14 protein-coding genes are annotated in these 14402 nt (G+C 51.8%); 5 read left to right on the top strand and 9 right to left on the bottom strand.

Annotated features, from left to right (window positions below; all coding sequences use genetic code 11):
* Nucleotides 1-74: 74 nt before the first annotated feature.
* The 3 genes from spoT to gmk are packed head-to-tail and all read right to left on the bottom strand — an operon-like array spanning nucleotide 75 to nucleotide 3173.
* On the bottom strand, nucleotides 75-2198 hold the full coding sequence (gene spoT, locus LJN55_RS22990) for a bifunctional GTP diphosphokinase/guanosine-3',5'-bis pyrophosphate 3'-pyrophosphohydrolase (RefSeq protein ID WP_133846463.1): 2124 nt from the start codon (nucleotides 2196-2198) through the stop codon (nucleotides 75-77).
* Between the two features lie 19 nt (nucleotides 2199-2217).
* Nucleotides 2218-2493 carry a DNA-directed RNA polymerase subunit omega gene (gene rpoZ, locus LJN55_RS22985; RefSeq protein ID WP_133846462.1) on the bottom strand — a complete coding sequence of 92 codons (276 nt, stop codon included), beginning with the start codon at nucleotides 2491-2493 and terminating at the stop codon, nucleotides 2218-2220.
* Nucleotides 2494-2549: 56 nt separating this feature from the next.
* Nucleotides 2550-3173 carry a guanylate kinase gene (gmk, locus tag LJN55_RS22980; RefSeq protein WP_133846461.1) on the bottom strand — a complete coding sequence of 208 codons (624 nt, stop codon included), beginning with the start codon at nucleotides 3171-3173 and terminating at the stop codon, nucleotides 2550-2552.
* A 260-nt stretch (nucleotides 3174-3433) separates the two neighbouring features.
* Here gmk and ligB point away from each other — a divergent pair, with 260 nt between their 5' ends.
* Nucleotides 3434-5116 (top strand): NAD-dependent DNA ligase LigB, encoded by a 1683-nt coding sequence (ligB, locus tag LJN55_RS22975; protein WP_320443510.1) that lies wholly within the window; start codon nucleotides 3434-3436, stop codon nucleotides 5114-5116.
* On the opposite strand, the gene LJN55_RS22970 is transcribed toward ligB, so the two are convergent.
* The gene (locus LJN55_RS22970) at nucleotides 5113-5730 is read right to left on the bottom strand and encodes a trimeric intracellular cation channel family protein (RefSeq protein ID WP_133846459.1); all 618 of its coding nucleotides are present in this window, start codon (nucleotides 5728-5730) and stop codon (nucleotides 5113-5115) included. The genes ligB and LJN55_RS22970 overlap by 4 nt on opposite strands.
* Before the next feature lie 490 nt (nucleotides 5731-6220).
* On the opposite strand from LJN55_RS22970, the gene LJN55_RS22965 reads away from it, so the two are divergent.
* On the top strand, nucleotides 6221-6865 hold the full coding sequence (locus LJN55_RS22965) for a response regulator transcription factor (protein ID WP_133846458.1): 645 nt from the start codon (nucleotides 6221-6223) through the stop codon (nucleotides 6863-6865).
* A gap of 316 nt (nucleotides 6866-7181) precedes the next feature.
* Here the strand turns inward: LJN55_RS22965 and LJN55_RS22960 are convergent, their stop codons facing one another.
* The 3 genes from LJN55_RS22960 to LJN55_RS22950 all read right to left on the bottom strand — a co-directional run bounded on the left by LJN55_RS22960 (nucleotide 7182) and on the right by LJN55_RS22950 (nucleotide 10280).
* Complete coding sequence (locus LJN55_RS22960; protein ID WP_133846457.1) at nucleotides 7182-8540, bottom strand: MFS transporter; 1359 nt, start codon at nucleotides 8538-8540, stop codon at nucleotides 7182-7184.
* A gap of 153 nt (nucleotides 8541-8693) precedes the next feature.
* Nucleotides 8694-9032, bottom strand: coding sequence for a zinc ribbon domain-containing protein YjdM (locus LJN55_RS22955; RefSeq protein ID WP_133846456.1), 339 nt, complete (start codon nucleotides 9030-9032; stop codon nucleotides 8694-8696).
* Nucleotides 9033-9416: 384 nt separating this feature from the next.
* The gene (locus tag LJN55_RS22950; RefSeq protein WP_133846455.1) at nucleotides 9417-10280 is read right to left on the bottom strand and encodes a YicC/YloC family endoribonuclease; all 864 of its coding nucleotides are present in this window, start codon (nucleotides 10278-10280) and stop codon (nucleotides 9417-9419) included.
* Between the two features lie 155 nt (nucleotides 10281-10435).
* On the opposite strand from LJN55_RS22950, the gene LJN55_RS22945 reads away from it, so the two are divergent.
* Nucleotides 10436-10864, top strand: coding sequence for a DUF3574 domain-containing protein (locus tag LJN55_RS22945; protein ID WP_133846454.1), 429 nt, complete (start codon nucleotides 10436-10438; stop codon nucleotides 10862-10864).
* Between the two features lie 49 nt (nucleotides 10865-10913).
* On the opposite strand, the gene LJN55_RS22940 is transcribed toward LJN55_RS22945, so the two are convergent.
* The gene (locus LJN55_RS22940) at nucleotides 10914-12098 is read right to left on the bottom strand and encodes a NupC/NupG family nucleoside CNT transporter (RefSeq protein ID WP_133846453.1); all 1185 of its coding nucleotides are present in this window, start codon (nucleotides 12096-12098) and stop codon (nucleotides 10914-10916) included.
* A 213-nt stretch (nucleotides 12099-12311) separates the two neighbouring features.
* Between LJN55_RS22940 and rph the strand changes: the two genes are divergently transcribed.
* Nucleotides 12312-13028 (top strand): ribonuclease PH, encoded by a 717-nt coding sequence (rph, locus tag LJN55_RS22935; RefSeq protein WP_133846452.1) that lies wholly within the window; start codon nucleotides 12312-12314, stop codon nucleotides 13026-13028.
* A 57-nt stretch (nucleotides 13029-13085) separates the two neighbouring features.
* Complete coding sequence (pyrE, locus tag LJN55_RS22930; protein WP_133846451.1) at nucleotides 13086-13727, top strand: orotate phosphoribosyltransferase; 642 nt, start codon at nucleotides 13086-13088, stop codon at nucleotides 13725-13727.
* A gap of 48 nt (nucleotides 13728-13775) precedes the next feature.
* Here pyrE and slmA read toward each other — a convergent pair whose 3' ends face one another.
* Nucleotides 13776-14372 (bottom strand): nucleoid occlusion factor SlmA, encoded by a 597-nt coding sequence (gene slmA / locus LJN55_RS22925; RefSeq protein ID WP_133846450.1) that lies wholly within the window; start codon nucleotides 14370-14372, stop codon nucleotides 13776-13778.
* Nucleotides 14373-14402: the final 30 nt, after the last annotated feature.

Below are 14402 nucleotides of genomic sequence, written 5' to 3'. Positions count from 1 at the left end.
CCCTAAAAATAAGTCAATCCGTCAGACCGGCGATCGGGGAGCAGGAAAAGACGGAGGTTTGCTCCGTCATTCCCTTAATTGCGGTTGCGGTGCACCTTGATCACATCCGGCATCACGCGAATTTTACGCATGATATTCGCCAGATGAACACGATCGCGCGCCGTCAGACGGATAAAGGCGCTGTACACACGACCATCTTTCTCTTCGGTGTTCAGGCTCTGAATATTGGAAGCGGCGGTATTGATCGCCGCAGTCAGATTGGCCAGTGCGCCCTGGTGGTTAAACATATCCACTTTAATTTCAGCCACAAACTCCTGCTCGGTGACCTTGTCCCACTCGACCGCCATGTATTTTTCGGGCTCTTTCTGATAGCCACGGATATTACGGCAGGATTCATGGTGCACGACCAAACCTTTGCCTGGACTGACGTGAGCAACAATCGGGTCGCCGGGGATCGGACGGCAGCACTTGGCAAACGTGATCAAAACACCGTCAGCCCCTTTGATCGGCAGCTTGCTACGCGTACCGCTGGTTGTTGATGTGCTGGTGGCCGGAGCATTTTGGTCGCTCTGTTGCAGGTTTTTCGCCACGACCACACTCATTGCGTTACCCAGACCGATTTCAGCCAGCAGGTCGTCAAGTGACGCCATCTTCATGCGCTCCAGCTCATGCTGGACGTTAGCTTCAGGGATCTCTGCCAGTTTACGGCTGCCACCCAGCGCATGATTAAGCAGACGACGGCCGAGGCTGACGGAGTCATCACGCTTAAGGTTTTTCAGCAACTGACGGATTTTGGCGCGCGCTTTGGAGCTGACGACAAAGTTCAGCCAGGCGGCGTTCGGACGGGCGCCTGGTGCAGTAATGATTTCCACGGTCTGGCCGCTGGTCAGCGACTGCGACAGGGGGTAAGGCTGGCGGTCTACGCGTGCACCGACGCAGGCATGGCCAATGTCGGTGTGAACGGCGTAGGCAAAGTCAACCGGTGTGGCACCCGCCGGCAATTCGACAATACGCCCTTCTGGGGTGAAAACGTAAATCTCATCCGGGAACAGATCGGATTTCACGCTCTCGATAAATTCAAAGGAGCTACCGGCACTTTGTTGCAGTTCCAGCAGGCTCTGCAACCAACGCTGTGCGCGGATTTGCGCGGTAGTGCTGCTTTCGCCCTGTTCTTTATAAGCCCAGTGCGCCGCGACCCCCATCTCTGCCATCTGATCCATATCTTCAGTACGGATCTGCACTTCAACCGGGACGCCGTGAGGACCGATCATTGAGGTGTGCAGGGATTGATAGCCGTTGGCTTTAGGAATGGCGATGTAGTCTTTTACCCGGCCTGGGCGCGGTTTATATAAACTGTGCATCTGGCCCAGCACGCGGTAGCAGGTATCCACATCACGCACGATCACCCGGAAAGCGTAGATATCCATAATCGAATGGAACCGTTGCTCTTTCAGGTGCATTTTGCAGTAGATAGAATAGAGATGCTTTTCGCGACCGCTGACGCGGCGGGTAATTCCCGCTTCTTCGAGGCGGCCGTCAATTTCAGAGAGGATTTTCTGAATCATCTCTTTACGGTTGCCACGTGCGGCTTTCACCACCTCTTTAATCACGCGATAGCGGTTCGGATACAGGGCTTCGAAGCCCAGTTCTTCCAGCTCGGTTTTCAGGTGGTGTATACCCAGGCGGTGTGCCAGTGGGCTATAAATTTCGAGTGTTTCTTGCGCAATACGGCGTTTTTTATCCGGACGCAGCGCACCCAGGGTGCGCATATTATGCGTGCGGTCGGCCAGCTTGATCAAAATGACGCGGATATCTTGCACCATCGCCATGATCATCTTGCGGAAGTTTTCAGCCTGCGCTTCTTTTTTGTCGCGGAACTTCAGTTTATCGAGCTTAGAAACCCCTTCTACCAGTTCAGCAACGGTCTGACCGAACAGCTGTTCCATATCCTGGTAAGTGGCGGGGGTGTCTTCGATAACATCGTGCAGAAGTGCGGCCATCAGTGTTTCATGGTCGAGCTTCATTTCAGCGAGGATGCAGGCTACGGCGACCGGGTGGGTGATATAAGGCTCACCGCTGGAGCGTGTCTGTCCCTCGTGAGCATCACGTGCGACAAGATAAGCTTGCTTGAGGCGCTTAATTTGCTCCTCAGGCAAGTATTTTTCAATCAGCTGATTGAGGCTTTCAAACAGATACAAGGCGGGCCTTCAAAGCGAATTAACGACGACCTTCAGCGATAGCGGTAACAGCCTGCAATTCAGCGGCTTCCTGCTCTTGCTGCTCCTGGCGATCGCGAACGTCGAGGATCTGATTCGTGATCAGGCCTTCTTCGATTTCGCGCAGCGCGATAACGGTAGATTTGTCGTTCTCTTCAGGAACCAGTGGGTCTTTACCACCAATCTGCATCTGACGTGCGCGACGTGCTGCTACCAGAACCAGGTCAAAACGGTTACCAATTTTTTCTACTGCGTCCTGTACGGTTACGCGTGCCATAAGTGTGATACTCCACGGGTGGTGACGAAATGACTGGGCATCATACTGAGTTGTCCTCAGTCTGCCAATAGTTTGCTGATTAAAGCATCATGACGGGCTTTTTGACGAGCCATACGCAGACGCTCTGCGCGAATAATGTTTTTCAAATCGGACAATGCCAGATCGAAATCATCATTCACGATCAGGTAATCGTACTCTGCGTAATGGCTCATTTCGGCAACAGCCTGCGCCATACGCTTGGTAATCACTTCTTCGCTGTCCTGGCCGCGGCCACGCAGGCGGCGGTCCAGTTCGTCTTTCGACGGTGGCAGCACAAAAATGCTGCGGGCTGCCGGCATTTTCTCGCGAATCTGTTTTGCACCCTGCCAGTCAATATCAAGAAACACATCAACGCCAGTCGACAACACTTGTTCAATCGCTTTACGCGATGTTCCATAGTAATTGCCGAACACTTCAGCATGTTCGAGGAACGCATCTTCGCTGATCATGGTGCGGAATTCGTCGTGATTGACGAAGTAATAGTGCTCACCGTGATTTTCACCCGGCCGTACCCCACGTGTGGTGTGGGAAACAGATACCTGAGTATCGTACAGCGGTTGCGTTTTCAACAACGCCTGAATCAGACTGGATTTACCCGCGCCGCTGGGGGCGGAAACAATAAAAAGTGTACCTTGAGCCATGATTATTCTTGATATGCCAATAAAGCGGAGTCTACTTCCTGCACAGTATACACAGGTGCAGCGCGTGATGCAGCGTTTAGGCCCTGTAATACGCCTTTTTCTGTCGAAATGGACAATGTTTCTCAAGTTTTTTGTCGTGTGATGTGCCCTGCAGCAGAAACCCCTGAAGCCAGCTTCCATCATTCTGCTTTCCCCCTCGCCAGTTCCCCTTTGCTGCGTTTTACTGCCGGGTATTCATTGAATGCGCAGGAGAAGCAGGGATGCACTATCTCATTTTACTGGTCTGGCTTTTTAGCCTCGGGGTTTCGGCAATGTGTCCGGTTTGGGCGCCCACACGCGCTGAGGAGGAGATCGCGGGTCTTGAAGCCCAACTCATTCAGTGGGATGACCTCTACCATCGTCAGGGGAAAAGCGTGGTGACCGATGAGCACTATGATGCTCTGCGCAGTAAGTTACAGCAGTGGCAACGTTGTTTTCATCCCACTCTCGAGCCTCACCCGCCAGTGCTGAAGACCGATGGCAAGGTGTCACATCCTGTCGCCCATGTCGGGGTCCGAAAACTGTCCCGTAAGGATGATGTAGCCCACTGGATGATGAACAGGCGAGAGCTCTGGGTACAACCGAAGATTGATGGAGTGGCTGTTACGCTGATCTATCGTCAGGGAAAACTGGTAAAGATGATCAGTCGTGGTAACGGCCTGTCAGGCGAAGACTGGACGACAAAAGCTGCGTTGATTAGCGATATTCCCCTTACGATTCCGTTGTTGTCCAGGCAGCAGATTTTTCAGGGCGAATTGTATCTCAAGATGACCGATCACCAGCAGGCTACTGATGGGGGAAAAAATGCCCGTTCAATTGTTGCCGGTGCATTAATGGCGAAAACACCTGCCGAAGTGCTGCCGCATATCGGTCTGTTTGTCTGGGCATGGCCAGACGGACCGGAAAACTTAACACAGCGCCTGTTGGCTCTGCGTCAGGCGGGTTTTCCCGATGTCAGTGAATGGACGCACAGAGTGACTGGCGCAGACGAAGTCGAAAGCTGGCGTGAGCGCTGGTTCCATCAGCCGTTGTCCTTTGTTACCGATGGTGTTGTGGTACATAGCCTCCCATCGGAACAGGGATGGAACTGGATCCCTGGCCAGGGGAACTGGGCGGTGGCCTGGAAATATCCCCCACCGCAAGCGACCAGCGAAGTCCGTTCCGTGGCGTTTTCTGTTGGCCGTACGGGAAAAACGAATGTGGTGCTTATTCTGCAACCAGTACAGCTGGATGACAAACGCATCAGTCGGGTGAATGTTGGCTCAGTGTCACGCTGGCGGAAATGGAATGTGATCGCCGGAGACCACGTCAGTATTGATCTTGCGGGCCAGGGGATCCCGCGTCTGAATGAGGTACTGTGGCGGGTGGCGCAGCGAGATTATCCTCAGTTTCCCGATGCGGCATCTTTCAGTCATCTTAGTTGCCTTCATCTGACACCAGAATGTCGGCAGCAGTTCCTGGCACGGCTGGAGTGGCTGAGCAGTAAGTCTGCGCTTAACCTGACGGGTATAGGGCGCCAGAACTGGCAGCAGTTGCTTCAGTCGGGCTATCTGACACACTTGTTTTCATGGCTGGCACTGTCGCAGGAACAGTTAAAGGTTGTTCCTGGAATCGGAGAGGCGAGATCACATCTTTTCTGGCAGCAATTTCGCTTAAGTCGACAGCGGCCTTTCAAGCGTTGGGTCAGGGCATTAGGTGTTCCGATCCCTGAGAAGGCCATGAATGCACTGGTGGATGATAGCTGGTCGCAGCTATTGTCACGCACGGTAGAGGAGTGGCAGACGTTACCCGGTATTGGTGACGGGCTGGCGCAAAAGATTATCAATTTCCTGCAACATCAGGAGGTGCGGCAGCTTATCCATTGGTTGGAGGAGCCGGCCGCCCTGGCTGTATCATCAGATTAATGGTCATCGTGCGGGTAATTGAATACAGGCAAGCCCAGTTTGAAACGAAGCGCCAACAAACGAGCGATGAATCCGGCTAGCAGCGTAATGATAATGACAGTTTCCGTGGGCAGCGCGGTTTTTAGCAAAAGAATGTAGACCCAGCCCGAGGCGAAGGCGATGCCAGCATAAAGCTCTTTCTGGAAAACCAGGGGGATCTGGTTGCAGAACATATCGCGGAGAACACCGCCAAACACACCCGTCACAACTGCGCTGATGGCTGCAATAATTCCAGCGTGCCCCATATCCAGCGCTACCTGCGCACCAATGATGGAAAAGACCACCAGGCCTAATGCATCAAGGACAAGAAAAACCTTACGAAGGTGGGGCATGAGGGGGGCTGCCAGCGTAGTGATGACGGCGGCGGCAGCAACAATCATGATGTATTCAGGATGTTTCACCCAACCGAGTGGGTAATGTCCTAGCAGCATATCGCGGACTGAACCCCCGCCAATCGCGGTGACAGACGCGATGATGATCACACCGAACATATCCATCTTGCGACGGCCAGCCGCCAGTGCGCCTGTCATGGCTTCCGCTGTAATACCGATGATATAAAGGACCGTGAGTAACATTGCCATCTCCTTAAAACCTGGCGGCAATCCTAAGGGGTTAGCGTCAAAACGGCGACTGAAATTTTCACAGGGGAAGCCTTGTCGTATGAGGCGGCTCAACGGGGGGCCACTAACGATGAATGCCGTAGCAAAACAATAAATGCGTGGAGATGAAATAGGAATGAGTGTAAATGGATGTTTTCAGAATGGAGTCTGTCTGATTTTATTGATTATTATTGTTTGATAAATAAGTCTCTCTGTGTTTGGTTTTACAGTTATATTTTATGATTTTTTTGTTCTAAAGTGTTCAGATTTTATTTATAAATATCCAGCTGGTTATAATTATCATCATTAATTTATGTTTTTTTTATTACAGGTAAGTCAATGCTTTGCTTTTATCTGGTGCAAATTGCTTGCCATTCCGTACTGAGCGCATTTAAGATGTTTTGTGAAATTGTTAATGAACGGAATGTTTATTCAGGGCTGTGATGATAATCTACATGGAGGGAGTATGTCTAACCGGCACACAATAGCAATCTCTGATGACCACCCACATATCATATATTCGATAAAGATGCTGTTCGAAAATAGCGATTTGTTCGTTGTTTCAAACGAAACAATATGTGGGAAAAACTTATTGTCAGGTCTGGCTTCTAAACAAACGGACATAGTTATTACTGATTTTTCATTGAGTTCAGACCGTTCGACGATGGATGGGTTTGCCAAGCTTCGTGCTCTAAAAGGGCGGTTTCCTGATGTGAAGGTTGTCCTGCTTACCTCACAAAGTAATACAGCCATTCTGAGAAGTGCATGCGATTATGGCGTTAAGTCAATCGTTAGTAAATCTGACCCTGTAGAGGAAACGGTAATGGCTTGCCAACACGTCATGACCCAGCAAGGGTATTTCTTCTCTTCATCATGTAGCCATGTTAAGAATTATCTAGTAAAAGGAAAGGAAAAAGGAAGCCCTCTTACTCCTAAAGAGTTAGAGGTGATTAGACTATTCTCTTCTGGATACACGTTGTCAGAAATTGCAGTGCGCCAAAACAGAACCATCAGCACAATTTCCACTCAAAAGTATAATGCGATGCGTAGGCTGGGTGTCTCCTCTAACATTGAGCTGATACGCTATGCATACGCAAAAGGGTTAATCTAGTTTTTTGGTATCGTAAGGTAAAAATAGTATTTAGTTGGAAGGTTATTTCCATTTTTTCAGTTGTAGCGATTATTTCTAATGCGGTTGTTCTTATTTTTGGTAGCGACACCAAGACGAAAATGCCCCAGGTGATTAACTGTCATCACGAGGGGCATCATTGGGGCAGTATTACCCATGTGGGGCAAGTGGTATCTGTCGGACATTCAGTCCTTCTGTTCTGCAAGAGAACAGCACGCTCGAATCGTGAGAGACCAGGGCAAAGCCTGGTCTCTCGATGTGGGAAGCGTTATTTCCCGTCAGCAGCCTGTCTGACGACTTACAATTTTTCCCAGGCTTTTTTCAGTCCGGTTTCTTCATCGGGGTCGGCTCCCTGTGCCGAGGTTGCTTCTTCTTCCGTCAGCGATTCGCTATCAAAAGAGGGCATCGTTTCCTCAATCATCTGTTCATCAAATGCCGGATTCAGTGCCGGAGAAAGCGGAGAACTCATCAGGCTGTCTGGCATCGCAATATGTGGAACGGGCGCATCCTCAACAAATTGTGCCTCGTCTTCCTTCACTGTTCTGCTCAGGCCGACAATGATCAGGCCACACAGCGCAAAGAAGGCATAAAGCGTATTGCCCCCCAGAGGCTCCATTAGCAGGCCTACGACCAGTGGACCAATACTGGCGCCGACACCAAAGGCCATCAGCAGGCACGCTGCCAGTGAGACGCGTCTTTCCGGCTCAACCAGGTCATTCGCCAGAGCGACAGCCAGAGGATATAGCGAAAACTGCAGCATACTGACGATAAAACCCAGCCCCAGCAGCAGCGAGAAACTGATGTGTGGCAGGACTGCCAGGGGTAGCGCTGCAACAATCAGCACAATGGCATTTAGTCGCATCAGCAGGGTGCGGTTATAGCGATCAGACAACCAGCTGAGAGGAAACTGTGCGACCAGCCCGGCAAAAATAGCGATGGCCATAAACAGACCGGTTTGGCCTGTTGTCAGATCTTGCTGACTGGCATAAACCGGTGCCAGTCCATAAAAAGAGCCGACCAGCATGCCAATAGCGAGGGTGGTTGCGAGTACTTTAGGGATAGCACCGATAAAATACCGCAACTCCATCGGGGCTGGGGAAAGCTGGCGGGCGTGTGTCCGCGTGGTCAAGGCAATTGGCACCAGACAGAGTGAGAAACAGAGGGCGATTAACAGCAACGTGCTCAGACCCAGATCGGTTTGCAGCATCAGCACCACCTGCCCGAGCGACATGCCGAGGTAGGTCGCCACCATATAGCAGCCAAAGACTTTGCCACGCTGTTCAGATTCTGACTGGTCGTTAAGCCAGCTTTCCAGCACCATATATTGGCACATCATGCACAGACCGATGATCAACCGCAGCCCGACCCAGACCGGGATAAACCCGGTTAGCCCGTGGCACAGCACGGCCGCGGTAATAATACCGGCGCAGGAAACATAGGTACGAATATGGCCGACGCGGGCGATGAGAAAATGACCCACTTTGCCGCCGATCACCAGGCCGATGTAGTTCGCTGCAATAATGGCCCCGATCAGACCGCCGGAGACATGGGCCGATGTCAGACGCAGGGAAACATAGGTCGTCAGCAACCCGGAACCGAGCAGCATTAACAGCGTAGTGGTATAAAGCGGGAAAAACACGCCTAACGTCTTGTTCACTCTGCCTCCTGGGGAATATTGAACCGGTCCGTTGAGCGCCGTACGCCCCTAACACCGTAAGCGGGTGCCTTGTGATACTAGCAGTTTCAATCCTGAGGGCAAATCGGGCGGGTGAGGAAAGGGAACCAGTAGCGCAGAGGCTACTGGCTGGGATCAGTTCTTTTTCACAAACTCAGACTTCAATTTCATCGGGCCAAAGCCATCGATTTTGCAGTCAATATTGTGGTCACCTTCTACCAGGCGAATGCTTTTTACTTTGGTGCCAATCTTCAGCGGTGTTGAACTGCCTTTGACTTTAAGGTCTTTAATCACCGTGACGCTATCGCCATCTGCCAGCAGGTTGCCGTTGGCATCTTTAACAATCAGGGTGTCATCAGTCGCGGCGTCAGCGCCATCAGCCCACACGTGGCCACATTCCGGGCAGTTGAGCATCACGCCATCTTGCCAGCTATATTCTGAGTGACATTTTGGGCAAGGAGGTAACGTTTCCATGATAATCCTTAAGTAAATCCATAATAAAGTAAGGGGATAGTTTACCTTGTCGGAGACGTTCTTCCTATTGCTGTTTGGCCGAGGATTTTGATACCTGCACAGTATCTCGCAGAGAACGCAGCGGCTGCTGACCTGATACTCGATGCGTCAGATATTGTGGTTCTGAATAATATTCACTGTAAAATCGCTATGAAAGGAATCAATGTTTAACTTTAATCGCTGTCTAAAGGCCAGATGGATATAGTGATCATCGGGGAAATAAGTCTGCACAGCGAACAGGATTTCAGTTTTCACTGGATCTATCGTGAGCCGCTGTTGCTGGCGGCGGGAAAACAGCATAAAAAAGCCCTGTAAACAGGGCTTTTTTACACAGTGAGCATCGCATTACTCGATGTTCTGAATCTGTTCTCTCATCTGCTCAATCAGCACTTTCAGCTCAATGGCAGAAGCGGTGATATCAGCATTAATGGATTTTGATCCCAGTGTGTTCGACTCACGGTTGAACTCCTGCATCATAAAGTCGAGGCGGCGGCCGACCGCTTCCTTCTTCTTCAGGATGTTATAGGTTTCTTTCACATGGGCTTCCAGACGGTCCAGCTCTTCCGCGACGTCCACACGCTGCGCCAGCATCACCAGCTCTTGCTCCAGGCGATTATTTTCCAGCTGTACCTGCGCCTCTTCCAGGCGGGTAACCAGTCGTTCACGTTGCCATTTGAGTACTTCTGGCATATGCGTACGGACTTTGATCACTTCCGCGCTCACCCCTTCCAGACGCTGTTCAATCAGCGCTTTCAGAGCCGTGCCTTCGCTTTCACGCGCAATAATAAATTCGTCGATGGCAGCATCCAGCGCCTTCAGCAACTGGGCAGAAATCGCATCCAGATCCTGCTCTTCGGCTGACATCACGCCAGGCCAGCGCAGGATATCGACCGGATTGATTTCACCCTCGTCGCTCTGCATTTTGACCCAGTTGGCAGCCTGCACCAGCTGGATGGCCAGTTTTTCATTCAGTACCAGCGAACTTTGGGCACGCGGGTCAGCGTCGAAACGCAGGTTAACTTCGATTTTCCCACGGGTTAGACGATTACGAATGCGTTCACGAATTACCGGTTCCAGGCCACGAAACTGCTCTGGCAGACGAATATAGGTTTCAAGATAGCGCTGGTTGACGGAACGCAGCTCCCAGGCTGCGCTGCCCCATTCGCCTTTCGTTTCGCGTCGGGCATAAGCTGTCATGCTGCGGATCATTTTGCGTACCGTTATTAGGAAAAGATGCAGCGATTATAGCGATGCTGACGATGCCTTAACAGGCATTCGGTCAAATGGCCGTGTTTTGGCTGACGTTTTGTTGCCAGAAGCTTAAGATGCCGAAATAAGAAACATCACTCACTTCAGGAGCCACTATGATGCCGCGCGTATTCACATTTTCCCTTCTGGTACTGGCGCTGTCAGGCTGCACGACACCGTCACGGCCAGCCAGCCAGATGACCGCCCCGATCTGTACCGTGGGCGACGCCCTGACGCAAACTACCCTCTACTTCGGTCTGAATCGCCCGCAGGGTGCCGTTATCACCGAGGCAGAATGGCAGACGTTTGTTGATTCAGAAGTCACACCTCGCTTCAAAGCAGGGTTGACGGTCTTTGCGGCAAAAGGGCAGTGGCTGGGAAATGATGGAAAACTGGCGCGGGAAAACAGCAAGGCGCTGCTGCTGATCCATGCTCCGGATAAAGCCAGTGAACAGGGGATTGAGGCACTGCGTGCTATTTATAAACAGCGCTTTGCCCAGGATTCAGTGATGCGGGTGGATGCGGCGGCCTGTGTGGCGTTCTGACCTGTCTTTTAATCAAGAACACCCGGCGCGAATGCGCCGGGTGTAGAGATTACAGCACCAGCCCGGCAAAGGCTGCAGAGAGCAAGCTGACCAGCGTGGAGCCGTAAATCAGCTTCAGGCCGTAGCGTGAAACCACATTCCCCTGTTGCTCATTCAACCCTTTTATCGCCCCGGCGACGATGCCGATAGAGGCAAAGTTCGCGAAGGAGACCAGGAACACCGACAGAATACCCAGTCCGCGCGGCGACAATTCTGCGGCGATTTTCTTCAGCTCAATCATGGCCACAAACTCGTTCGTTACCAGCTTTGTCGCCATAATACTGGCAGCCGGCAGAGCATCTGCGGTCGGGATGCCAATCAGCCACGCAAATGGCCAGAACACATAGCCGAGGATCTGCTGGAAGCTAATGCCGAAAACGGCTGAGAACACGGCATTCACCGCTGCAATTAAGGCGATAAAGCCAATCAGCATGGCCAGAATTATCATCGCCACTTTAAAGCCAGCCAGAATGTATTCACCCAGCATTTCAAAGAAGCTCTGATCTTCGTGCAGCTTTTCCAGACGAATCTCCGGCTCATCGCCCACCGGTGTCGGGTTGATAATCGACAGGATGATAAAGGTACTGAACATGTTGAGGATCAGCGCCGCCACAACATAGCGTGGCTCAATCATCGACATATAGGCGCCAACAATCGACAGCGACACGGTGGACATCGCGGCCGCTGCCATTGAGTAGAGGCGACGTGGTGAAATCTCTGCCAGGATACCTTTATAGGCGATAAAGTTTTCCGACTGGCCGAGGATCAGCGTGCTGACGGCATTAAATGACTCCAGCTTACCCATACCGTTAACTTTAGAGAGAACGGTGCCAACGCCCCTGATCAACAGCGGCAGAATTTTAAGGTGCTGCAAAATCCCGATCAGGGCAGAGATAAAGACAATTGGGCAGAGCACGCCGAGGAAGATAAACGCCAGCCCCTGTGAACTCATCCCGCCGAAGACAAAATCGGTTCCCTGCGCTGCGTATTTCAGCAGAACCTCAAAGAAGCCTGAAAAGACGGTAACAACGGTCAGCCCACCAGAAGCGTGCAGGAAGAACCAGGCGAGGGCAGCTTCAATGACAACCAGTTGCAACAGCACGCGTGGGCGAATTTTTTTCCGGTCATTACTGAACAGTAACGCCAGGCAGCAGATAATGGCCAGGGCCAGAATAAAATGAAAAACAGAGGTCATACGCAGGTCCGGCATGAGGAATGATTGATGATGAGAGGCATTTAGCCATATTTCAGTTTGATTTACATCCAGCCGGGCGCTATCTGGCTGTTTTAGCGTTTAAATAGTCGTTATTTTCATAACAATTGCGTTCAGTTTCGCCTGCGATAGGCAATCCATGGCGAAATCCGTATAATGCGCAGCCAATTATGTTTAGCTAGCCGGAGAGAAATTATGCGTCCATCAGGCCGTAGCGCACAACAGGTGCGCCCCGTCACCCTGACCCGTCATTACACCAAACATGCAGAAGGCTCTGTGCTGGTTGAATTCGGTGATACCAAAGTTCTGTGTACCGCCACCATTGATGAAGGCGTACCACGTTTTCTGAAAGGTCAGGGCCAGGGTTGGGTCACCGCCGAATACGGCATGCTGCCACGTGCCACCCACAGCCGTAATGCGCGTGAAGCGGCTAAAGGGAAGCAGGGCGGTCGTACCCTGGAAATCCAGCGTTTAATCGCCCGCTCGCTGCGTGCGGCAATTGATCTGAAGGCGCTGGGTGAATTCACCATTACCCTGGACTGTGACGTGTTACAGGCCGACGGTGGCACCCGTACTGCCTCCATCACCGGAGCTTGCGTGGCACTGGCTGATGCGCTGAACCATCTCGTCTCTATCGGTAAGCTGAAGACTAACCCGATGAAAGGCATGGTCGCCGCGATCTCTGTTGGCATCGTCAAGGGCGAAGCGCTGTGCGATCTGGAGTACGTTGAGGACTCTGCCGCCGAAACCGACATGAATGTGGTGATGACGGAAGACGGTCGCATGATTGAAGTGCAGGGCACCGCAGAAGGTGAACCGTTCACTCATGACGAACTGCTGAAGCTGTTGGAGCTGGCACGAGGCGGTATCGATACTCTGGTTGCAGCGCAAAAAGCGGCGCTGGCCAACTGATTTTTTCAGGCGACGATGAAGTCGCCTTTTTTATGCCCCCTATTTGAGGAAAACGACATGAAAGCCTGGCAGCGCCAATTTATCGAATTCGCCATCAACAAGCAGGTGCTGAAGTTTGGTGAGTTCACGCTGAAATCAGGGCGCAAAAGCCCTTATTTCTTTAACGCCGGTCTGTTCAATACCGGGCGTGATCTTGCCCTGCTGGGCCGTTTCTATGCCCAGGCACTGGTGGATTCGGGTATCGATTTCGATCTGGTCTTTGGCCCAGCCTATAAAGGCATCCCCATTGCGACCACGACGGTGGTAGCTCTGGCCGATCATCACGACCGTGACGTTCCTTACTGTTTTAACCGCAAAGAAGCCAAAACCCATGGCGAAGGTGGCACGCTGGTGGGCAGCCCGTTGCAGGGTAAAATCATGCTGGTGGATGATGTGATCACTGCAGGCACGGCTATTCGCGAATCGATGGAAATTATCGCGGCGCATCAGGCGACGCTGGCTGGCGTATTGATTTCCCTCGACCGTCAGGAACGCGGACGTGGCGAAATCTCAGCGATTCAGGAAGTGGAACGTGATTATGGATGTCAGGTGATTTCGATCATCACGCTAAAAGAACTGATTGCTTACTTGGAAGAACAGCCAGAAATGGCCGATCATCTGATTGCTGTACGTGCTTATCGCAGCGAGTTTGGTATCTGACAGGATGTCGTTGTGCGGGCCGACCCTCTTTCTGGTCGACCCGCAACATTACACGAGTTGTGCGGCCAGTAGTGGCCAGCGTACGTCGAAGTCGACGGTAGGGCGATAGCGGAATTCGGAACGAACAAACCGTGACAGCAATCCCTCGCAAAATGCCAGTAGCTGGCTGGCCAGCAGCGTTTCATCGGTAATAAACCCTTCACCTTCACGCATTTTCTTCTCACGCATCACCTGGCGCAGCTGCACCTCAATACGTTCAAAAAGCTGGTTTATACGCCCCTGTAAGCGATCCTGTTCGAACATCAGCGCATGGCCGGTCAGAATGCGCGTTAAACCCGGATTACGCTCACCAAAGCCCAGAATTAACTGAGTGATCATACGTAGGCGCGGAAGCGTCTCTTTTTCATCTTTCAGAATCAGATTGATGCGCGTAATCAGGCTGTCTTCAATAAATTCGATCAGGCTGTCAAACATCTTGGTTTTGCTGGGAAAATGCCGGTAAAGCGCTGCTTCAGAAACCCCTACATTCGCCGCCAGTTTGGCGGTGGTGATGCGCTGGCTGCCATCACCAGACTCCAGCATTTGCGCCAGCGCCTGTAGAATTTCTTCGCGGCGATTCCTTTTCGCACTCTTCTTTTCTACCATGTCTTAAAAGACCCCTGAAAACATCACCAT

The sequence above is a fragment of the Erwinia rhapontici genome (genome assembly GCF_020683125.1).
Lineage (GTDB): Bacteria > Pseudomonadota > Gammaproteobacteria > Enterobacterales > Enterobacteriaceae > Erwinia > Erwinia rhapontici.
Note: the sequence above shows the minus strand (reverse complement) of the source record. Positions and strands in the feature narration are given on the sequence as shown.